Source organism: Streptomyces sp. GQ60, from assembly GCF_059758875.1.
Genome location: NZ_JCAXEG010000002.1, coordinates 438890 through 458146, shown reverse-complemented (window position 1 = coordinate 458146; position 19257 = coordinate 438890). Strand labels below are relative to the sequence as shown.

Below are 19257 nucleotides of genomic sequence, written 5' to 3'. Positions count from 1 at the left end.
CGGCGGCGGGCCGGCCGCGCTCCGCGGACGTTTCACGGAGTGAACGGACCCCGGCCCAACTGGTCGCGCACCGGCACCACTTCGGGATTGACGAGCGAGCGCCGCTGCCAGTTGGCCCCGTCCACCACCAGGGTGTGGCCGGTGATGAAGCGGGCGTAGGGCGAGGCCAGGAAGGTGGCGGCCCAGCCCAGTTCGCGCGGTGCGCCGACCCGCAGGGCGGGCTGCCTGGTGTCCTTGTCCTCCGCGGCGGCCCGCTCCAGGCCGCCCCGGATGTCCTCGGTCATGTCCGCGTGCGGGAACAACCCGGGGACCAGGCCGTTGATCTGGATGCCGTACGGGCCCCACTCGACGGCGAGGGTCTCGACGAGGTTCTTCACGCCCGCTTTGGCGGCGGCGCTGTGGGCGTAGCCCGGCCCGCCGGTCCAGGCGTACGAGGCGCCGATGTTCACGATGGACGCGGCGCTGCCCGCGGCGAGGTGGCGGCGGCCGAACTCCCGGGTCACGAACCAGGTGCCGGTCAGGGTGATGTCGACCACCGCCCGCCAGGCGTTGGGGGACAAGTCCTCGGCCGGGCACGGGAAGTTGGCGGCCGCGTTGTTGACGAGCACGTCGGGGACCCCGCCGAAGGCGGCCGCGGCCGCGTCGAAGACCTCGGCGACCCGCTCGGGGTCACGGATGTCGCAGACGGCGGCCGTGACCCGGCCCGCTCCGGGGACGGCCGCCAGCTCTTCCTGAGCCGACTGCAACTGCTCGATCCGGCGGCCGGCGATCACCAGGTCCGCGCCGAGCCGCGCGAATTCGGTGGCGATGGCCTTGCCCAGCCCGGTCCCGCCGCCGGTCACGAGCACCGCCCGGCCGGTGAACGTGCCGGGCGGCAGGGCGGCGGAACCGAGCGGCGGGGGCGCGGGCAGACCGCGCGGAGCGTTCTTCATGCCGCCATCGATAGCGTGCGGACGCTCAGATCACCATGGCCGGAGCACAGGCCTGCGCGGGCCGCCGGCCGAGTCCTACGGTTGGGGCAGGTACGCCTGCCTGCTCGCGCAGGTCCAGATGACCGGCCTGAGCTTGCCGTTCGCGTTCACGGCCGATCCGCCGACCCGGTCGCGGTCGGAGACCGCCTCCGCCGTGCTGGCGCCGTTCGCGGACAGCCTCGGGAGCGCGAGGACCGGACCGGAGCCGGGCCACAGCTGCGCCTGGTCGGGCAGGGTCTGTGATTCCGGGTGGAACTTGGCCGTGCCGACGCTCACGCCGGTCGTCGGGCTGATCGCCTCGAGGGTGCCGTAGGGGTGTGTGTTCAGCACCCCGGGGGAGGAGGCGGGGCCGGTGTGCGGCGGGGTCCAGACGAACGGCTTGTACTCGTGCCACGGGCCGAGCCAGTCGTAGCCGACGACCCGGCCGCTCTCGTCCATGTCCTGCACGTAGCTGTCGTTGAACCCGCCGCCGCCGCTCGGCGCCAGGGCCCGGGCCGGCGAGGCGTCCGCGGGCCAGATCAGCGGATAGTTCCACCACATGTGCTGGCCCGTCTCCGGCACTTCGTAGTCCTGCTCCGCCAGGCCCAGGACGTCGCCCGCGGTGTTGACGGCGGTGACCATCCTGACGCGCGTGCCGGGGCCGCTGTCGGCGGGCAGCGGGAGCTCCCGCACCTTCAGGCCGTCCTTCCAGACGGTACCGATCCCCTGTGCGGTGGTGGAGACGACGTATCCGGCGTCGTTGATATCGGCCTCGATGTCCGGCCGGCCGCTCCCCGGCAGCGGGGTGACCGCCGCGTCGCCGGCCCGGTAGGTGAAGAGGTAGCCGCTCTCGCCGGTCACCCGGCCCAGCATCAGACCGCTCCGGTTGACGGCGATCACCTCGCCCGTGCGGGTGTCGTCGCCCAGCGGAACCCGGTGGAGCCTGGTGCCGGTCCAGTACACCGGCTTGTCGCCGGAGACGCCGACGGAGAGATTGCCCGCGCCGAGGTCCAGGACCCCCTGCGTCGGAGCGCCGTCCAGGACGTAGGTGTCGGGCGCGAGATGTCCCAATACCTGTATCTTCGGCGTGCACGTCGCCTCGGCGGCCACGGCCGGGCCGGTCGCCGTGACCAGACCCGCCAGGACGACGGCGGCAGCGGTCGCGGACATGCTTCTTCTCATGTGGCGGTTCCCCCTGGACTTGTGCTGTTCCCCGTTAAGTCATGACACGTGCACGCCACATGCTGCCTGAAAGCGTGAGGGAAGTGACCGGATTTACGGGAGTGGTTGCGGAGGATCCGGATCCCCTCGGCGGATCCCGGCGGATCCCGGCGGATCTCTGCCGGGCACCCGCCGGACGCCCGCCGCGTTTCCATACGGTCCCACCGGTTCACAGCAGTGCAAGCGACCGCTTAGTATGCCCGCGAGGCGTGGTTCCCGTCGGCGGCTGGAGGCCCCGGATGCAGGCATGGCGAGTACACACCCCCGGCGAACCCCGCGAGGCCATGCGCCTCGAAGAGGTTCCCGAACCGGTTCCCGGCGAGGGCGAGGTGAGGCTCAAGGTGCTCGCCGCCAACGTCAACTTCCCCGACGCGCTGCTCGTGCGCGGCCAGTACCAGATCCGCCCGCCGCTCCCCTTCACCCCCGGCGTCGAGATCTGCGGCGAGACCGACGACGGACGCCGCGTCATCGCCAACCCGAGCCTGCCGCACGGCGGTTTCGCCGAGTACGTGACCGCCCCCGCGCGCGCCCTGCTCCCCGCCCCGGACACCCTCGACGACGCCGAGGCGGCGGCCCTGCACATCGGCTACCAGACGGGATGGTTCGGCCTGCACCGCCGGGCCCGGCTCCAGGCCGGCGAGACCCTCCTCGTGCACGCCGCCGCGGGCGGCGTCGGCAGCGCCGCCGTCCAGCTCGGCAAGGCCGCCGGAGCCACCGTCATCGGGGTCGTCGGCGGCAAGGCCAAGATGCGCGCCGCCGAAGAGCTCGGCTGCGATCTCGTCATCGACCGGACCAGCGAGGATGTGGTGGCCCGCGTCAAGGAGTTCACCGGCGGGCGCGGGGCCGACGTGGTCTACGACCCGGTCGGCGGCGAGGCCTACACCGCCTCGGCCAAGTGTGTGGCCTTCGAGGGCCGGATCATCGTGGTCGGCTTCGCGAGCGGCACCATTCCGACGCCCGCGCTGAACCACGCGCTCGTGAAGAACTACGCCGTCCTCGGCCTCCACTGGGGCCTGTACGCCGCCAAGGACCCGGCCGCGATCGCCGCCTGCCACGCCGAACTGACGCGGCTCGCCGCCGACGGGTCCATCAAACCGCTGGTCAGCGAAAGGGTGCCGCTCGCCGGAGCGGCGGACGCCGTGCAGCGCCTCGCCGACGGGACCACCACCGGCCGGCTGGTCGTCGTACCGGCCCTGGACGCCACGCTGCCAGGCTCGCCCGCAGGGGGCGCCCGATGACGGCCGTCGCGGTCACCGCCGACCAACTGCTCGCCCGCGTACGGGAACTGCTCGCCGCACACCCGCCCGCCACCACCGACCACGGAGCCTTCCTGCGGGCTCGTTTCGACGCCGGACTGGCCTGGGTGCACTACCCCGAGGGCCTCGGCGGACTCGGCGCGCCGCGCTCCCTGCAGGCCGTCGTGGACGCCGAACTGGCGGCGGCCGGAGCTCCCGACAACGACCCGCGCCGGATCGGCATCGGCCTCGGTATGGCCGCGCCCACGATCCTCGCGTACGGCACCGAGGAGCAGAAGCGGCGCTTCCTGCGCCCGCTGTGGACCGGCGAGGAAGTGTGGTGCCAGCTCTTCAGCGAGCCCGGAGCGGGCTCCGACCTGGCCGCCCTCGGCACCCGTGCGGTACGCGTGGGCGACGACGGCGGAGACTGGGTGGTGGACGGCCAGAAGGTATGGACCTCCAGCGCCCACACCGCCCGCTGGGCCATCCTGATCGCCCGCACCGACCCCGCGCTGCCCAAGCACCAGGGCATCACCTACTTCCTGTGCGACATGACCGCCCCGGGCGTCGAGGTGCGTCCGCTGCGCCAGATCACCGGCGAGGCCGAGTTCAACGAGGTCTTCCTCAGCGGAGTCCGGATCCCCGACGCCCACCGCCTCGGCGAGGTGGGCCAGGGCTGGGCGGTGGCCCGCACCACCCTGATGAACGAACGCGTCTCCATCGGCGGCATGCGGACCCCGCGTGAAGGCGGAATGATCGCCCCGGTCGCCGCCGCCTGGCGCGAGCGGCCGGAACTGCGGACGCACGATCTGCACGGCCGGCTGCTGGAGCTGTGGGTCGAGGCCGAGGTCGCCCGCCTGACCGGGGAGCGGCTGCGCCAGCAGCTCGCCCAGGGCCAGCCCGGGCCCGAGGGCTCGGGCATGAAGCTGACCTTCGCCCGCCTCAACCAGGAGATCAGCGGACTGGAGGTGGAACTCCTCGGCGAGGAAGGCCTGTTGTACGAGGACTGGACCCTGCGCCGCCCCGAGATCGTCGACTTCACCGGCCGCGACGCCGGCTACCGCTACCTCCGCGCCAAGGGCAACAGCATCGAGGGCGGCACCAGCGAAATCCTCCTCAACATCGTCGCCGAACGCGTCCTCGGCCTGCCCGCCGAGCCGCGCGACGACAAGGACCTCGCGTGGAAGGACCTGGCCCGATGAGCTCTCCTGCCGCAGCCCCCCTGGACCTGCTCTACTCCGAGACGGAGGAGGAACTCCGCACGGCCGTACGGTCCTTGCTGACCGCCCGCTGCGACCCCGCGGCCGTCCTCGGCCGGATCGAGGGCGGCCGGCCCCACGACCCCGGACTGTGGGGGGTGCTCGCCGCCGACATCGGCACGGCGGGGCTCCTCGTACCGGAGAAGCTGGGCGGGCAGGGAGCCGGGCACCGGGAGGCGGCCGTGGTCCTGGAGGAGCTCGGCCGGGCCGCGGCGCCGGTCCCGTACCTCACGAGCGCGGTCCTTTCGACGGAGATCCTGCTCGGCTGTGAGAGCGCGGAGTCCGCCGAGCTCCTACGGGAACTCGCGGCGGGCCGCCGCATCTGCGTGCCCGCCCTGCCCCTGACCCTGGCTCCGGGCGCACCCCTGCCGGCGCCGGTCCGGGACTCCGGCGCGGGCTCGCTGAGCGGAAGCGTGACATCGGTCGCGGACGCGGTCTGCGCCGACGTACTGCTCGTCCTCGCCGACACCGGGCTGTACGCCGTCCCGGCCGGCGCGGCGGGGGTCTCGCGGACCCCGCTCGTGGCGCTGGACCTGACCCGCCCCCTGGCCACCGTCACCCTCGACGGCGCCCCCGGAACCCGGCTTGCCGACCCGGCCACCGCCCGCGCGGCCATCGCCGGAGCACTGCTCTCGGGGGCCGGGCTGCTCGCCTCGGAACAGCTCGGGACCGCCGAGTGGTGCCTGACGGAGACGGTGGCGTACCTGCGCACCCGCCACCAGTTCAACCGGCCCCTCGGCTCCTTCCAGGCACTCAAGCACCGCCTCGCCCGGCTCTGGCTCGACGTGGCCTCCGCCCGCGCGGCGGCCCGCGCCGCGGCCGACGCCCTCGCGACCGGCGCCGCCGACGCGCCGCTCACGGTGGCGGTGGCCCAGGCCTACTGCTCGGGCGTGGCGGTCCGGGCCGCCGAGGAGTGCGTACAGCTCCACGGGGGCATCGGCATGACTTGGGAACACCCCGCGCACCTCTACCTCAAGCGGGCGAAGGCGGATTCCCTGGCCCTGGGCACGGCGGGCCACCACCGCGGCCTGGTGGCGGACTTCGCGGAACTCCCGGCGCCGTAAGGGAGCGGGCGGGTCATCACCCCAGGAACTCCGCGACGGCTGCCGCGAACCGCCCGGCATCGTCGACCCAGGGGTAGTGGCCCGCTCCCGGCTGCACCGAGACCGTGGCGTCGGGGAACAGTCCCGCGAGCTCGGCCGCCGAGCGAGGGGGACTGTTCAGGTCGAACTCCCCGGTGAGCAGGAGGACGGGTGCCGCCAAGGAGGCGAGCGCCGCCCGGGTGGCCTGCGGGGTGAAGGCGCCTTCGGCGCCGAAGTGGGCGACGGCCTCCCGGTTGAGCGGCAGGCCGGCGGCGTGGTGCTCCCGTGCCGCGGTGTCCCACCGGCCGCAGAAGAAGGGGGCGAGGGCGTCCCAGTCGCTGCCCGTGCCCGCGGACACGGCCTCCAGGGCGGCGAACGCCGCCGGGAACCACGGCTCGTCCTCGCGGAGCCGTGCGAGTTCGAGCCGATCGGCGGCGTTGACCTCGATGCCGACGGCCCGGGTGCTGGGGCCGATCAGGGCGAGCCTGCCGAGGGCGCCGGGGTACCGGGCCGCGTACCCCATGGCGATGTTCGCCCCGGCGGAGTGGCCGAGCAGGTCCGTCCGGGCGAGCCCCAGGTGTTCGCGCAGCGCCTCCACGTCGTCGACGAGCCGGTCGCAGCGGTAGGTGCCGGTGTCTTCGGGAACCGCGGACCGGCCGGTGCCGCGCAGGTCGAGGAGGATCAGCCGGCGGTGCCGGGACAGGCCGCCGAGGTCGCCGAGGTACTGGGAGTCCGCGGGGCCGCCGGGGATGCAGAGGACCGGGTCGCCGTCTCCGATCGTGCGGTAGGCGAGTCGGGTCCCATCGGGTGCGCAGAAGGTGGGCATGGCGGAAGCCTGCCATCTATAACCAGGTTGTACAACCCGGTTATGAAAACCTGTCGCCGGAGCGCGGTTCCGGTGTATAACCGAGCTATGACAGGTGAAGAGGGTGCGCGCGCGATCCCCGAGTCGCTGACGGAGGAGCAGGCCGGACGGATGCTCGCGGAGATGAACGAGGTCATCCGCGCGGGCGAGGAAATGCGCAAGCTGCGCACCGAGATGATCAAGGTGTTCGCGGGCCTCGGCTGGACCCAGGACAAGATCGCCCAGCTCACCGCCATGAGCCAGCCCGCCGTGTCGAAGCAGGTGGCGAAGTACAAGGCGGAGGACCCGCCCCCGCCGATCGGACTCTCCCTCGACCAGGGCGACGCGCCCTGGCTCGAAGGCCGCCTGTGGGGCCTGGCCGAGGAGATCGCCGAGGCGTACCCGGACACCGCGCGGTGCGCCCGCCACGTGGATGCCGTCGCCCGGGGGAAGAAGCGCTTCACGCCCCGGGACGTGGACGAGCTGCGACGCCTCGTCGAGGAGGACCTGAGGCTGCACCGGGAAGAGCTGCCCGCCGGCTACCGGGAGGCGTACGACGCGATCAGCCGAGGCCTCGACGTCCCCTCGGGGGCCACCGCGGACGCCCCGGCCTCCGTGCGCCGCACCCTCGCCCACCGGATCCAGCGCGACCGGCTCGCGGACGGCGCCTGACGCACGGGCTCGCGGGTGCGGCGCGGGAGGGGTGCGGCCGGGGTTGCGGCGGCGCCGCCGTCCTGGCCGAACGGCCGATGCGGACGCCCGGGCGGATCCGGCAACCTCTACGGGTCCCCTCGTACCACTCCCGGCCGGGCCCCCCACGTCCTTCCCCGTCCCGCGCCGCCCGTCCTCGAAGGAGGCGCCGTGCTGCACGCCCTCTACCTCCTCGGCATCGCCGCCTTCGCCGCCTCCGGCGTCCTCGCCGCGCACCGGGCCAACATGGACCCCTTCGGCGGACTCGTCCTCGCCTTCGCCGCCAGCATCTCCGGCGGGACCCTGCGCGACCTCATCCTCGGCCGGCACCCGCTCTACTGGACGCACGACTGGCTGCTGCTCGTCCTCATCGGGTCCGTCGCCGTCGCCACCATGCTCTACCTGCGCCGCCGCGACCTCCCGCACCGCGCGCTCGTGATCGTCGACGCCGTCGGCCTCGCCGTCGTCACCGTGATCGGCGCCCGCGCCGCCATCGACGCGCACGTCACCCCCGTCGCCGTGCTCATCCTGGCCGTCCTGACGGGCGTCACCGGCGAGGTCGTCCGCGACGTGCTCTGCGGGGAGTTTCCGCCGCTGCTCCTGCGCGAAGAGGTGTACGCCACGGCCGCGCTCGCCGGAGCCCTCTCCTACCTCGGCCTGCACTGGGCCGGGGTCCCGGACACCGCCAACACCGCGGTGTCCGCCTCCCTGGTCTTCGCCCTGCGCATGACCGCGATCTTCCGCGATCTGCACCTGCCCCGCCTCCAGCGCGCCGCCGGCTGATCCCTATCCTCGGCGGATGAACGCCTCGCCCACGCGGATCGACGCCGCCGCCCTGACCGCCCACCGCGACGAGCTCGCCGCGCTGCTCCTCGCCGTCGTGCGCGGCGGCTCCTCCATCGGCTTCCTCGCCGACCTCGACCACGGGGCGGCCGCCGCCTGGTGGGACTCCCTGCTCCCCGCCGTCGAGGAGGGCTCCCTCGCGCTGTGGGCGTCCCGGGGGCCGGACGGACGGATCGACGGCACCATCAGCTGGAGCCGCGAGACGAAGGCAAACGGCCGCCACCGCGCCGAGGTCCGCAAGCTGATGGTCCACCCCGAGGTCCGCGGCCGCGGCACCGGCCGCGCGCTGCTCGCCGAGGCCGAGGCCGCCGCGGCCCGCGCCGGGGTGGTGCTGCTGTTCCTGGACACCGAGAGCGGCAGCCCGGCCGAGCGGGTGTACCGCGCCGCCGGCTGGACCGAGGCCGGATCCATCCCCGACTACGCCACCGACCCGGCCGGCCGCCTGGTGGCGACCACCCTCTACTACAAACACACCGAGCAGTAGAGGGCTCTCCGGTGACCTCGCCCGCCGCGCCGCGTTAGACCCGTAGCCACCGGCCACCGAGCGAGGGAGACCGTATGTACGCAGCACCCGCCGCACCACTCACCCGCCGAGCGGTCCTGCGTACGGCCTTCACCGCGGCCGTGTGCGCGGGCACGGCCGCGGCGCTGGCCCCCGTACTGCGGGCCCGCCGTCCCCGGCAGACCCTCACGCCGGCACCGCTGACCCCGGCGGGCGAGGAGACGTACCGCGGCCGGCACATCGCCGTCGACCCGGCGGGTACCAGCGTCCGCATCGACGGCCGTGCCCTGCACGTCATGCGCCGTTCCGACGGCACGTACCTCAGCGGGATCAACCACTTCCAGTCCTACGCGACCCCGCTGGAGCTCGCCCGCGCGGCCGTCGACGAATTGGGCACCACCCAGCTGGCGTTCGCCGCAGCGCACCACGGGGGACAGGAGTAGCAGGGCGTGTACACCCGGCAGAACCAGAAGAACCTGACCAGCGCGCAGAAGAAGCGCTTCACCGCGGCCGTGATCGAACTCAAGCGCAACGGCACCTACGACGCGCTCGTCCGCACCCACGACAAGTACTTCGTCCCCGACCGCGACCGCAAACTGCGCGTCGGGCACATGTCACCGTCCTTCTTCCCCTGGCACCGGCGCTACCTGCTGGAATTCGAACGCCTGCTCCAGGCCGTCGACGCCGGCGTCACCATTCCGTACTGGGACTGGACCACCGACAACAGCCCGGCCTCCTCCCTGTGGGCGGAGGACTTCCTCGGCGGGACCGGCCGCGAGAGCGACCGCCAGGTGATGACCGGCCCGTTCGCCTACGGGAAGGGCAACTGGACGATCACGGTCGGCATCACGGAGGCCCGCTTCCTCACCCGCAACCTGGGCCGGCCGGCGAACCCGATCAGCCTGCCGACGAAGGCCGAACTCCAGTGGGCCCTCGACGACCCGCTGTACGACAGCTCGCCCTGGGACTCGACGGCCGGACGCGGCGGCTTCCGCAACAAACTGGAGGGCTGGGCCGCCCCGAAGAGCGAGAAGTGGCGCAACCACAACAAGGTGCACCAGTGGATCGGCGGCCACATGACCGGCGGCACGGCCCCCAACGACCCGGCCTTCTGGCTGCACCACGCATTCGTGGACCTGCTCTGGGACCGCTGGCAGCGGCGGCACCCGGCCTCCGGCTACCTGCCCGCCGCCCCGCTCGCACTCGGCGACCTCCAGCGCGGCCGGGTGATCGCCCTCGACGAGCCGATGCCGCCGTGGGACGTCACTCCGCGCGAGATGCTCGGCCACCAGGGGCTCTACCGCTACGAGTGAGTCCCGGCCGCGACTCGCGGCAGTCGGCGCGAGGAACGGCTGCTGCCGGAACGAGGAAGGGCCCCCGCCGTCCGGCGGGGGCCCCTCTGGTCACCAGGCGATTCAGCCGCCGTAGTTGCCCTCGGTGTGGTGGCCGCCGCCGCCCGAGGCGTTGACGCAGGTGTTGCCGAACGCCGGGTTCAGCAGGGCGATCACGTTGACGGTGTTGCCGCAGACGTTGACCGGGACGTGCACCGGAACCTGGAGCAGGTTGCCCGACAGGACACCGGGGGAGCCGACCGCCGCACCGTGCGCTCCGGCATCGGCAGCAGCCAGACCCGCACCGGCGGCCAGGGCGCTACCGGCGGCAGCGGTGATGACGAATGCCTTCGCGATACGCGACATCAAGATCTCCTAGAGAGGAATGGGGGTGCCGCAAGAAACAGAAGCTGCGGCGTTTGACATGGCATACAACGCGGAGAGCGCCCAAGGGTCACGGTCGCTGAGCCGCCGGTGATCTCGGACCCCCTGCCGATTTCGAACTGTGTGTGCGAACTACCGGGTGGTCCCGAAGCGGGCGGAGGAGAAGTACGGGCGCACAGGCATGACCGTGCCCGGCGCCAGCACCTCCACCGGGGTGCCCACGCAGCCGGGCTCCCGGTACAGGGCCACCGAGCTCCGGGTCTTGTTGGTCACCGCCCGACCGCCGCCGCCCAGGGCGGCCACGCAGCCCTTGGGGGAGTCGATGCCGTGCGGCCGGTCGTCCGTGCCGAGGTACTGGAAGGCGGGCCCGACGGCCGGCGGGGTTCCGAGGGCGGTGGTCGGGCCGTCGGCCGCGTGCGCGACGCCGCCGGCCGCCGCTCCGGCAGCGGCCGTGGCCGTCGCCGCGAGCAGCAGGACGGGGACCGATCCGGCCCGGACGAGGCTCCGAATGGTGTGGGGGAGAGACAGGGATCGCATGCCCCGCCCAACCCGGCGCGCCCCCGGCGGGGTCACGCCTTGTCACCCCGCGCATGCCTGTGCGACCGTGCGACCGGCGCTGTGGGCGGCGCTGAAGGATCAGGAGATCCAGGCGCCCCGACCTCAGGAGCCCCGACCTCAGGAGCCCCGACTTCAGGCGCCCCGACCCCAGGAGGACCATGATGGCCGCAGCGGCGAGCGAGACCCCCGACCGGGCCCGCCCCCGCCCCCGTCCCCGGGTCACGACCGCCTACGGCGAGGTCGAGGGCAGGACCGGGCCGGGCGGCATCGCCGGCTTCCGGGGCATCCCCTACGCCGCCCCGCCCGTCGGAGCCCGCCGGTTCGCCGCGCCCGAGCCCCCCGAGGCCTGGGACGGCGTACGCGACGCGGGTGCGTACGGCCCCACCGCGCCCAAGGTGCCGTACCCCGAGGCGTTCGCCGCGCTGCTGCCGGACCCCGACGTCCCCGGGGACGACTGCCTCAACCTCAACGTGTGGACCCCGGACCCGGCGCCCCCGGCCCGGCTGCCGGTCATGGTGTGGATCCACGGCGGCGCCCTCACCCGAGGCTCCTCGGCCGTGCCCGTCTACGAGGGCTCCGCCTTCGCCCGCGACGGCGTGGTGCTCGTCTCCGTCAACTACCGTCTGGGCGTCCTCGGTTACGGCCTCTTCCCCGACGCCCCCGCCAACCGCGGGCTGCTCGACCAGATCGCCGCCCTGGCCTGGGTGCGGGACAACATCGCGGCCTTCGGCGGCGATCCCGCCCGGGTCACCGTCTTCGGAGAGTCCGCCGGAGCCATCAGCATCGGCGCGCTGCTCGCCGCACCCCCGGCCGAGGGCCTCTTCCGGCAGGCCGTCCTGCAGAGCGGCGCCCCCGAGGCGCTGCCGAGGGACCGGGTGCGCGCCATGGTCCGGCGGATGGCCGCGCTGCTGAAGGTGCCCGCGACCGCCGAAGCCTTCGCCGGGACCGCCCTGCCGGATCTCCTCGCCGCCCAGGCGGCCGTACTGCGCCGCTCCTCGCCGCTGCTCGGCGGCCCCGCCTTCGGCCTGGTCGCCGACCCGGAGACGCTGCCGCTCGATCCGCTCGAAGCGGCGGCCGCGCGGGGCGACGTACCGCTGCTGCTGGGCTGGACCGCCGAGGAGTACCGGCTCTGGCTGGCCCCGACCGGCGCGTTGCGGCTGCTGGACCGGCTGGGTCCGCTGTCCGTGGTCCTCGGCCGGATCCGCTCGGGCAAGGACCGGGCGGCCGTACGGGCGCTGCGCGCCGAGCGGCCCGGCGCGGGACCGGCCGACCTCCTGGGCCACCTGCTCACCGACCGGCTGCTGCGCGATCCGCTGCGCGTGCTGGCGGGCGCGGCCGGTCGGAGCGCGCCGAGCTTCGTGTACGAGTTCGCGTGGCCGTCCGGGGTCGCGGGCCTCGGGTCCTGCCACGCCCTGGAACTGGGCTTCGTCTTCGACACCCTGGACGTACCCGAGGCGTCCTGGCTGGCCGGGCCGGACGCCCCGCGGGAGCTGGCCGGGGAGATGCACGCGGCCTGGGTGCGCTTCGCCGTCGACGGGGACCCGGGCTGGGCGCCCTGGGACGGCGACGGCCCGCCGAAGGTGTTCGGCGGGCCGGGGTACTCGGAGCCGGGGCGCGAGGAGCCGGTGGGCGAGGAGTCGGTGCGGGTCGGCGCGGCGACTACTCCACGGGTCCTTCCATGACCTTGCTGATGAACTGGATCGGGCCCTCGCCCATGTTGGGCACGTAGGTCTTCGCGTTGTGCCGGCCGCCCTGGATGATCTTCAGGTCGGTGTGGATCGGCCCCTTGCCGTAATCGGCGATGAACTTCTGCACGTTCGGCAGGGTGTTCTTGTTGCTCTCGTCGGTGCCGACCTGGAAGGCGAGGTAGACGTCCGGGCTGCCCTTCTTGTCGATCAGCGCCTTGGCGAGCAGCTCGGGGTTGTTCTCCGCCTTCTCCTTGTCGTAGCCCTTCCACAGGGAGGAGTCGGGGACGATGTCGGGGCCGGAGCAGATCGCGGCCTTGAACTTCTCCGGGTGCTTCAGCACGGCCTTCAGGCTGGCGAAGCCGCCGGTGGAGGAGCCCATGTAGGCCCAGCCGTCACGGGACTTGACCGTGCGGAAGTTCTCCCGCATCAGGTCCGGGACGTCGTCGGTCAGCCAGGTGCCCATCTTGGGCTGGCCGGGGATGTCGGAGCCGTCCCAGTAGATGCCCTTGTCGTCCGGGCCCGGGTTCAGCACCGGCATGGCCAGGATGAAGGGCTTGCTCTTCCCCTCGGCGTACCACTTGCCGATGCTGGTCTGGAGGCCCAGGTCGGTGCCCATCCAGTAGTTGTTCGGGTAGCCCGCGCCGCCGGGCAGCGCGATCATGACCGGGAAGCCGCTCTTGGCGAACTTCGGGTCGTCGTACTCCTTGGGCGCCCACACCCAGACCTTGCCCTTGAACCCGGACTTCTTGCCGTTGAGCGTGGTGACGGCCACGTGCGTGCCGTCCGGCAGGGTCATCGAGTTCTTGAAGTCGGCCGCCGGGCCGGTGGGCATCGACATCTTCGAGTTCGGCCGCGGCGTGGCGGCCGACGCCCCACCGGTGTCGCCCCCGGCGGCGGCCGGCGGCTGACCGAAGGAGACGGAGTCGCCCTTGTCGGTGAAGGGCGGTATCTCGTAGTGGCTCATCACGAGGGAGGCGGCGGCCGTGAGCGCGAGGACGGAGGCACCCGCGATCACCCACCGCCGGACCCGGGACGGCCGGCGCGGCTCCCGGGGGGACGGCGGAAACGGATGTACGGACTGCTGTCCGTCGGGCGAGTGCGACATGTGCGGTTGCTCTCCGGCTGGTGCTGCCCCGTGGGGCGGGGTGGGACTGCTTTCGATCGAAAGATGAGCGTACGTGCCCACGGGTTCCCGACTTTTACGTCTCTTGGGGTTCCGAAGAGGAGCACGTTGCCCGGCGCGAAAAGGGCCGGCGGAGTTCGGAACTGCGCGCCGACTATCCCTGGCCTCCGCGGATGCCGGTCGGTACGGTACCTCCGCGCGGCCCCAGCCCCCTGCCCGGAGGTACCTTCCGTGTTAGGCATGCCCCTCCAGCGCCGGATCCTGATCCTCGTCTCCGTCGTGGTCCTGCTCGCGGCCGTCGGCGCGCTCGCCGTCGTACGGGCCTCCTCGCGGGCCGAGGAGAAGAACCGGGCCCAGGCCGGCGGGCCGCCGATCACCGCCGGTGAAGTCTCCCTCGCGGGTGACGGCGGCCGGCGGATCGTGTTCCGGAACATGGCCTGGGGGCCGCACCGCGACGAGCTCGCCACCGCGGCGGCCGGCGCGCCCGGAGGTCCGCGCACCGCCTCCGGGGTCAGTTGCCTGCGCTTCCACGCGGCGGCCGGCACCGGGGTGTGCCTCCAGGCCGACAAGGGCGGGGTGCAGGACGGCTACAAGGCGGTGGTCCTCGACGCCCGGCTGAAGGAGGTCGCCGCCCGCCCGCTGGCCGGCGTCCCGACCCGGGCCCGGGTCTCGCCCGGCGGCCACCTGGTCGCCTGGACGGTCTTCGTGGGCGGGGATTCGTACGCCGGTACGAACTTCTCCACCCGGACCTCCTTGCTGGACCTGCGCAGCGGGACGTACGACGCCTCGCTGGAGGACTTCGCCATCCACAAGGACGGCAGGGCGTACCGCAACGCGGACGTCAACTTCTGGGGGGTCACCTTCGCCGCCGACGAGCGGACCTTCTACGCGACGCTCTCCACCGGCGGCCAGACCCACCTGGTCCGCGGCGACCTCGCGGCGCGCACGGTGACCACGCTGCGCGAGAACCTGGAATGCCCGTCCCTGTCACCCGACGGGACCCGGCTGGTGTTCAAGAAGCGGGTGCCGGGCAGGTCCGCGGACGCGCCGTGGCGGCTGTACGCCCTGGACCTCGCCACGATGGCCGAGACCCCGCTCGCCGAGGAGCGCAGCGTCGACGACCAGGTGGTGTGGACCGACGACGGGACCGTCGTCTACTCGCTGCCCGGGGACTTCGGCGCCGACCTGTACTCCCTGCCCGCCGACGGCGGCGGTGCCCCGGCCCGGCTGATGACCTCGGCCCTCGCCCCCGCCTTCCTCGGCTGACACCGGGGAGGCCGGGAGGCGGGGGCGAGGGCCGGACGTGCGGCTTCGGAGAAGGACCGTTACGCCGGGATGAGCGTCTTGCGGCGCCGCTTGCGCTGCGCCGCGGCCGACAGCCGCAGCTCGATGACCGACCGCACGGTGGGCCATTCCTCGTCGAGGACCGAGTAGAAGGCCGTACTGCGCACGGCGCCGTCCAGGCCCCTCGAATGGGCCCGGCGGACCCCCTCGCTGGTGAACCCGAGGCGTTCCATCGCGGCGCGCGAGCGACCGTTGCGGGCGTCGGCGCGCAGCGAGATCCGGCGGACCCCCCAGGTCTCGAAGGCATGGCGGAGCATGAGCAGCTTCGCCTCGGTGTTGATGCCGGTGCCCTGGGCCGCCGGGGACAGCCAGGTATTGCCGATCTCGGCGGCATCGGGGATCGCCGTCGCGGGGTCGCCGAACGGGACCCCCGGCACGGCGGGCCACACCAGGGGCCCCTGCCAGTAGTCGAGTTCCAGGAACCGGGTCGAACCGACCACCCGACCGTCGGCGGCTCTGACCACCGCGAACGGGAGCGATCGACCCGCCGCCTGATCGGCGAGGGCACGGTCGATGTACTCGTGTGACGCCTGCAACCCGTGGGGTACGGGAGTGAAGGCGTAAGTCGTACGATCCTCGGCCCCGGCCATGGCCAAGGCCTCGGTGTGGTGGGGGGCGAGGGGCTCAAGCCGCACGGAGCGGCCGGCGAGGAGTACGGGTACGGGCACGGAGCCTTCGGTCCTTCTAGGCGGTGGGGTGGTTGCACAGTCTGCGTCCCTGACGTCGCCCCCCGTGCAAAACACGAGTGAAAGGCAACGGGCTGTCAGGTGAACGCGAGTGGCTCAATGTAGCCCCTTGGAGTCCTTTCATGAACCCCCAAATTGGCAATGGCGCGACACTCTTTTTCGAGGACTTGGGTCCCCGTGGCGGAGCCCCCGCAATCCTGATCCACGGACATCCGCGTTGCCAGTCGACGAGGTCCCCCCGGACGGCGGCACCGACCACGGCCGGTTACCGCGCGATCACCCCTGACCTGCGGGGATACGGGTAAAGACCGGTGCTGCCGGGCGATACGCCGAGCGCGGACTTCCTCGACGATCCGGGCGTTCTGCTCGACCGTCCGGGCGTCGAACAGGCGGTCGTCGGTGGTGTGATCCATGGGCGGTCGGACGGCCACGGAGATGCGGTTGCGCCACCCGGGCCGAGAGGAGGTGCCCGGCTCGCCCGGGCACCTCCTCTCCGCCGGAAACGGAGGACGGCAAAGCCTTCCGCCGGAACCTCGCGGAGGGGCTTGTCGCGGAGGAAGCGAAGCCGGTCCCGCAGGCCGGGGGATTCCGCGTACCTGAGATCATCCGGGCATGGACTTCGTGACGGAACTGACCGGCTTCGCGGCCACCGGCCGCCTCGGGTACCTGCGCGGCCACGACTGCCCGGATCCGGGCCGCGTCCGCCCCGATGACGGTTACGGAGCCTGACGTGGACGGCGTGCTGAAGCAGTTGGGCTCCGTCGGCCCCTTCTTCACCGTGGCGTACGGGAAGGAGCCGCCCGGGCCGGGCTTCCGGCCGCTGGAGGCGCTGTACGGGGAGCAGCTCGGGGCCTACGTGGCGGAGGTCGGCCGGCGGATCGGGAGCGGGCCCGGGCGGGTGGCGGCTTCGACCGCGCAGTTCGGGATCGCCTCGAGGCTCTGGTCGCTCGGGCTCGGCTGCGCCGTGCTCTCCGGGCGGGTTCCGGACCTCGGACCCGGCCGCCTGTGGTGGCGGCTGCCCGGCGCGGGCTCGCTGGAGCTGTGGCTGCCCGAGCCCGCCGGACTCCCCGCAGGCCGGCCCGGGGAATCCCCGGCGCGGGCCCTCGCGGACACCGTGCTCGGCAACCTCGCGGTGCTCGACACCGCGCTGCGCGAGCGGTTCGGCGTCTCGCCGCAGGTGCTGCGCGGCAACGCCGCCTCCGGGCTGGCCGGTGCCGTGCGGGTGCTCACGGACCGGGTGCCGGGGGAAGCGGCGGCCTCGCTCGCCGCCGGGCTGCTGGCCGACGGCGGTCCGCTCGGCGGCACCGGCACCTTCGTCCACGAACCCGGCCTCGGGGTGGCCTTCGTGCGCCGCAGCTGTTGCCTGTACTACAAGGTGCCGGGCGGCGGGCTGTGCGGGGACTGCGTACTGCGGACCCGGTAGCGATAGCGACAACGGGCAGGGCAACGGGAAGGGGCCATCGGGGAGCGGTCGTACCGCTCCCCGATGGCCCCGGTGGCGCCACTGATCAGAAGGCCGGAGGGCCGAGGATCAGAAGGTCAGGTTCCAGGCGTCGATCCTACCGGTGTCCTGGTTGGCGTTGTCGTTCACGCGCAGGGTCCAGACACCGTTGGCCACCTCGGTGGAGGCGTTGACGGTGAAGGTCTGGACGATGTTGTCCGCGCTGCCGCCGGTCCGGTTGCTCAGGACGTAGACCGAACCGTCCGGAGCGACGAGGTCGACCTTGAGGTCACCGATGTAGGTGTGCTTGATGTCCACGCCCACCTTGAGGGTGGTCGGCGCGTTGCCGGTCACCCCGCTGACGGTGATGGCGCTGTTCACGGTCGCGTTGTCGTTGATCACGACATCGGTGAGGTTCTCGAAGTACTTGCCGGTGGGCGGCGGGGTCGAGCCGCCGACCGCCTTCAGCGCGTCGACCTGGCCCTCGCCGAAGAACCCGTTGTTGGCCGTGGTCCCCTTGCAGCGGGTGTCCGACGGGCAGGCGACGTCGTTGGCCTGGGTGGCCAGCGCGGCGCGGATCTGCGCCGGGGTGAAGGTCGGGTTGGCGCTGGCGATGAGCGCCGCGACGCCCGCGACGTGCGGGGATGCCATCGACGTACCGCTCATGGAGCTGTACGAGCCGCCCGGCACGGTGGAGTAGACGTTGCTGCCCGGCGCCGCCACGTCGATGACGCCCTGGCCGAAGTTGGAGAACGAGGCCTTGGTGACACCGGTGCCGTTGGCCGCGACCGTGACCACGCCCGGAAGCTCGGTCGGGATGTCGAGGCAGGCGTTGGTGATGGTCCGGGTGGTCGGCGTCGAGTCGTTGGGGCTCGCCGAGTCCGTGGTCTTGTTGGCGAGGTCGTAGTTCTCGTTGCCCGCCGCGGCGACCTGGAGCGAGCCCTTGCTCTCCGCGTACTCCTGGGCGCGCTTGACGCCCTCGATGATCGCGGCCTGGTCGATGTTGTCCGGGCAGTTGAACTGCCACGGGTCCGTGTAATAGCTGTTGTTCGTGACCTTGAACCCGTGGTCGCCGGACCACACGAAGGCGCAGATGGTGTTCTCGGCGAAGAACAGCGAGGTGCCCGGCTCGGCCACGCGGACCGAGGAGATCTTCACGCCCGGGGCCACGCCGACGACGCCCTTGCCGTTCTTGGCGGCGGCGACGGAGCCGGCGACGTGCGTGCCGTGGGTGCCCACGTCGCGCCAGGCGCCGACCCGGGTGTCCGGCTTGCCGTAGGCGCAGGAGGCGGAGTCGGCGGCGTTGAAGTTCGGTGCCAGGTCCTGGTGCTGGTCGTCCACGCCGGTGTCCAGGATGCCGACCTTGACGGAGGCCGAGCCGGTGCTCACGGCCCAGGCCTGGTCGGCCTTGATCTGGCTCATGTCGGCGCGTACGGGCTCGCCCGTGGGCGTCGTCGACTGGGACGGGTTGGCGGGCAGAGCCGGGTTGTAGGCGTCGGCCGGTACGTCCGAGGTGCGCGTCGCGCCGACCTTCTGGACCCCGGTGACCCCGCGCATGGTGGCGGCGAAGGTCGAGGAGGTCGAGTGGGCGACGATCACGCCGATCTGGTCGTAGTACGAGAAGACCGTGCCGCCGTTCGCCGTGACGGCGGAACGGACCGCGGTGCTGTCACCGGCGGCGGTGATCACCACGTAGGCGCGGGTGCCGGCAGCCCAGGTCGCACTCTGGGAAGTCGGCGCCTGGGCCTGGGCCTTGGCGGGGGCGGAGGTGCCGGGGATGCCGGCCGGCGAGACGGGCGCCGTGCCGGCGAGCGCGGCCGGTGTCCCGAAGGCCAGGGCGGCGCCCAGGGCGGCCGCCAGTACGAGGGTGCGTCGAGGTCGGCTGGATATGTGGGGTATCAATGCGTCCTCCGAAGACGGTCCTGCGGTGCGGGTGGCACCTACCGGTCCGTACGAAACAAGTGGTGGACGCAAGATGTCAGAAGCGTGCCCCGGTATGGAAGTACCTTTTACAGCTAGACGGTTCATCCGATCTTGGCTGAAAATCGACTCCCGCACGAGGTGTCGGGACCAGCC

Annotated in this window: 19 protein-coding genes; 11 read left to right on the top strand and 8 right to left on the bottom strand. The window is 72.8% G+C overall.

The annotated features are described in order from the left end of the window. Positions 1-32: 32 nt before the first annotated feature. Both AC6CKD_RS07065 and AC6CKD_RS07060 read right to left on the bottom strand, forming a co-directional pair. Complete coding sequence (locus AC6CKD_RS07065) at positions 33-932, bottom strand: SDR family oxidoreductase (protein ID WP_498325888.1); 900 nt, start codon at positions 930-932, stop codon at positions 33-35. A 75-nt stretch (positions 933-1007) separates the two neighbouring features. Further along, positions 1008-2120 (bottom strand): hypothetical protein, encoded by a 1113-nt coding sequence (locus tag AC6CKD_RS07060; RefSeq protein ID WP_498325887.1) that lies wholly within the window; start codon positions 2118-2120, stop codon positions 1008-1010. A gap of 290 nt (positions 2121-2410) precedes the next feature. Between AC6CKD_RS07060 and AC6CKD_RS07055 the strand changes: the two genes are divergently transcribed. The 3 genes from AC6CKD_RS07055 to AC6CKD_RS07045 are packed head-to-tail and all read left to right on the top strand — an operon-like array spanning position 2411 to position 5729. After that, a complete protein-coding gene (locus tag AC6CKD_RS07055; RefSeq protein WP_498325886.1) occupies positions 2411-3409 on the top strand; it encodes an NADPH:quinone oxidoreductase family protein in 999 nt (332 codons plus the stop codon). Next, a complete protein-coding gene (locus tag AC6CKD_RS07050) occupies positions 3406-4608 on the top strand; it encodes an acyl-CoA dehydrogenase family protein (RefSeq protein ID WP_498325885.1) in 1203 nt (400 codons plus the stop codon). The genes AC6CKD_RS07055 and AC6CKD_RS07050 overlap by 4 nt, the downstream gene beginning before the upstream one ends. Beyond that, positions 4605-5729: an acyl-CoA dehydrogenase family protein gene (locus AC6CKD_RS07045; RefSeq protein ID WP_498325884.1), complete on the top strand. Its 1125-nt coding sequence runs from the start codon at positions 4605-4607 to the stop codon at positions 5727-5729. The genes AC6CKD_RS07050 and AC6CKD_RS07045 overlap by 4 nt, the downstream gene beginning before the upstream one ends. 16 nt (positions 5730-5745) lie before the next feature. Here the strand turns inward: AC6CKD_RS07045 and AC6CKD_RS07040 are convergent, their stop codons facing one another. Then, on the bottom strand, positions 5746-6573 hold the full coding sequence (locus tag AC6CKD_RS07040; protein WP_498325883.1) for an alpha/beta fold hydrolase: 828 nt from the start codon (positions 6571-6573) through the stop codon (positions 5746-5748). An 87-nt stretch (positions 6574-6660) separates the two neighbouring features. Between AC6CKD_RS07040 and AC6CKD_RS07035 the strand changes: the two genes are divergently transcribed. From AC6CKD_RS07035 to AC6CKD_RS07015, 5 genes are all read left to right on the top strand, one after another. Next, positions 6661-7263: a sigma-70 family RNA polymerase sigma factor gene (locus AC6CKD_RS07035; protein ID WP_498325881.1), complete on the top strand. Its 603-nt coding sequence runs from the start codon at positions 6661-6663 to the stop codon at positions 7261-7263. A gap of 189 nt (positions 7264-7452) precedes the next feature. After that, positions 7453-8064 (top strand): trimeric intracellular cation channel family protein, encoded by a 612-nt coding sequence (locus AC6CKD_RS07030; RefSeq protein WP_498325880.1) that lies wholly within the window; start codon positions 7453-7455, stop codon positions 8062-8064. 16 nt (positions 8065-8080) lie between these two features. Beyond that, a complete protein-coding gene (locus AC6CKD_RS07025) occupies positions 8081-8608 on the top strand; it encodes a GNAT family N-acetyltransferase (RefSeq protein ID WP_498325879.1) in 528 nt (175 codons plus the stop codon). A gap of 74 nt (positions 8609-8682) precedes the next feature. After that, the gene (locus AC6CKD_RS07020) at positions 8683-9069 is read left to right on the top strand and encodes a tyrosinase family oxidase copper chaperone (protein WP_498325878.1); all 387 of its coding nucleotides are present in this window, start codon (positions 8683-8685) and stop codon (positions 9067-9069) included. Between the two features lie 6 nt (positions 9070-9075). Next, complete coding sequence (locus AC6CKD_RS07015; protein WP_498325876.1) at positions 9076-9939, top strand: tyrosinase family protein; 864 nt, start codon at positions 9076-9078, stop codon at positions 9937-9939. A 102-nt stretch (positions 9940-10041) separates the two neighbouring features. On the opposite strand, the gene AC6CKD_RS07010 is transcribed toward AC6CKD_RS07015, so the two are convergent. Both AC6CKD_RS07010 and AC6CKD_RS07005 read right to left on the bottom strand, forming a co-directional pair. Further along, positions 10042-10323, bottom strand: a complete 282-nt coding sequence (locus AC6CKD_RS07010; RefSeq protein ID WP_498325875.1) for a chaplin — start codon at positions 10321-10323, stop codon at positions 10042-10044. A 150-nt stretch (positions 10324-10473) separates the two neighbouring features. Beyond that, entirely contained in the window at positions 10474-10878 is a 405-nt protein-coding gene (locus tag AC6CKD_RS07005; RefSeq protein WP_498325873.1) for a hypothetical protein, read from the bottom strand. A 182-nt stretch (positions 10879-11060) separates the two neighbouring features. Here AC6CKD_RS07005 and AC6CKD_RS07000 point away from each other — a divergent pair, with 182 nt between their 5' ends. Then, on the top strand, positions 11061-12581 hold the full coding sequence (locus AC6CKD_RS07000) for a carboxylesterase/lipase family protein (protein ID WP_498326286.1): 1521 nt from the start codon (positions 11061-11063) through the stop codon (positions 12579-12581). Here AC6CKD_RS07000 and AC6CKD_RS06995 read toward each other — a convergent pair. Continuing rightward, positions 12559-13602 carry an alpha/beta hydrolase gene (locus AC6CKD_RS06995; protein ID WP_498325872.1) on the bottom strand — a complete coding sequence of 348 codons (1044 nt, stop codon included), beginning with the start codon at positions 13600-13602 and terminating at the stop codon, positions 12559-12561. The genes AC6CKD_RS07000 and AC6CKD_RS06995 overlap by 23 nt on opposite strands. A gap of 348 nt (positions 13603-13950) precedes the next feature. Here AC6CKD_RS06995 and AC6CKD_RS06990 point away from each other — a divergent pair, with 348 nt between their 5' ends. Next, positions 13951-14976 carry a TolB family protein gene (locus tag AC6CKD_RS06990; RefSeq protein ID WP_498325871.1) on the top strand — a complete coding sequence of 342 codons (1026 nt, stop codon included), beginning with the start codon at positions 13951-13953 and terminating at the stop codon, positions 14974-14976. Positions 14977-15035: 59 nt separating this feature from the next. Here AC6CKD_RS06990 and AC6CKD_RS06985 read toward each other — a convergent pair whose 3' ends face one another. Next, complete coding sequence (locus tag AC6CKD_RS06985; protein WP_498325870.1) at positions 15036-15722, bottom strand: GNAT family N-acetyltransferase; 687 nt, start codon at positions 15720-15722, stop codon at positions 15036-15038. Positions 15723-16470: 748 nt separating this feature from the next. Between AC6CKD_RS06985 and AC6CKD_RS06980 the strand changes: the two genes are divergently transcribed. Continuing rightward, positions 16471-17163, top strand: a complete 693-nt coding sequence (locus AC6CKD_RS06980; RefSeq protein ID WP_498325869.1) for a (2Fe-2S)-binding protein — start codon at positions 16471-16473, stop codon at positions 17161-17163. 108 nt (positions 17164-17271) lie between these two features. Here the strand turns inward: AC6CKD_RS06980 and AC6CKD_RS06975 are convergent, their stop codons facing one another. Beyond that, on the bottom strand, positions 17272-19083 hold the full coding sequence (locus tag AC6CKD_RS06975) for a S8 family peptidase (RefSeq protein WP_498325868.1): 1812 nt from the start codon (positions 19081-19083) through the stop codon (positions 17272-17274). Positions 19084-19257: the final 174 nt, after the last annotated feature.

Bases quoted from the DNA above. Each gene is read 5' to 3' on its own strand.
- AC6CKD_RS07065 (WP_498325888.1), bottom strand. From the start codon at position 932: ATGAAGAACGCTCCGCGCGGTCTGCCCGCGCCCCCGCCGCTCGGTTCC.
- AC6CKD_RS07060 (WP_498325887.1), bottom strand. From the start codon at position 2,120: ATGTCCGCGACCGCTGCCGCCGTCGTCCTGGCGGGTCTGGTCACGGCG.
- AC6CKD_RS07055 (WP_498325886.1), top strand. From the start codon at position 2,411: ATGCAGGCATGGCGAGTACACACCCCCGGCGAACCCCGCGAGGCCATG.
- AC6CKD_RS07050 (WP_498325885.1), top strand. From the start codon at position 3,406: ATGACGGCCGTCGCGGTCACCGCCGACCAACTGCTCGCCCGCGTACGG.
- AC6CKD_RS07045 (WP_498325884.1), top strand. From the start codon at position 4,605: ATGAGCTCTCCTGCCGCAGCCCCCCTGGACCTGCTCTACTCCGAGACG.
- AC6CKD_RS07040 (WP_498325883.1), bottom strand. From the start codon at position 6,573: ATGCCCACCTTCTGCGCACCCGATGGGACCCGACTCGCCTACCGCACG.
- AC6CKD_RS07035 (WP_498325881.1), top strand. From the start codon at position 6,661: ATGACAGGTGAAGAGGGTGCGCGCGCGATCCCCGAGTCGCTGACGGAG.
- AC6CKD_RS07025 (WP_498325879.1), top strand. From the start codon at position 8,081: ATGAACGCCTCGCCCACGCGGATCGACGCCGCCGCCCTGACCGCCCAC.
- AC6CKD_RS07020 (WP_498325878.1), top strand. From the start codon at position 8,683: ATGTACGCAGCACCCGCCGCACCACTCACCCGCCGAGCGGTCCTGCGT.
- AC6CKD_RS07010 (WP_498325875.1), bottom strand. From the start codon at position 10,323: ATGTCGCGTATCGCGAAGGCATTCGTCATCACCGCTGCCGCCGGTAGC.
- AC6CKD_RS07005 (WP_498325873.1), bottom strand. From the start codon at position 10,878: ATGCGATCCCTGTCTCTCCCCCACACCATTCGGAGCCTCGTCCGGGCC.
- AC6CKD_RS07000 (WP_498326286.1), top strand. From the start codon at position 11,061: ATGGCCGCAGCGGCGAGCGAGACCCCCGACCGGGCCCGCCCCCGCCCC.
- AC6CKD_RS06990 (WP_498325871.1), top strand. From the start codon at position 13,951: ATGCCCCTCCAGCGCCGGATCCTGATCCTCGTCTCCGTCGTGGTCCTG.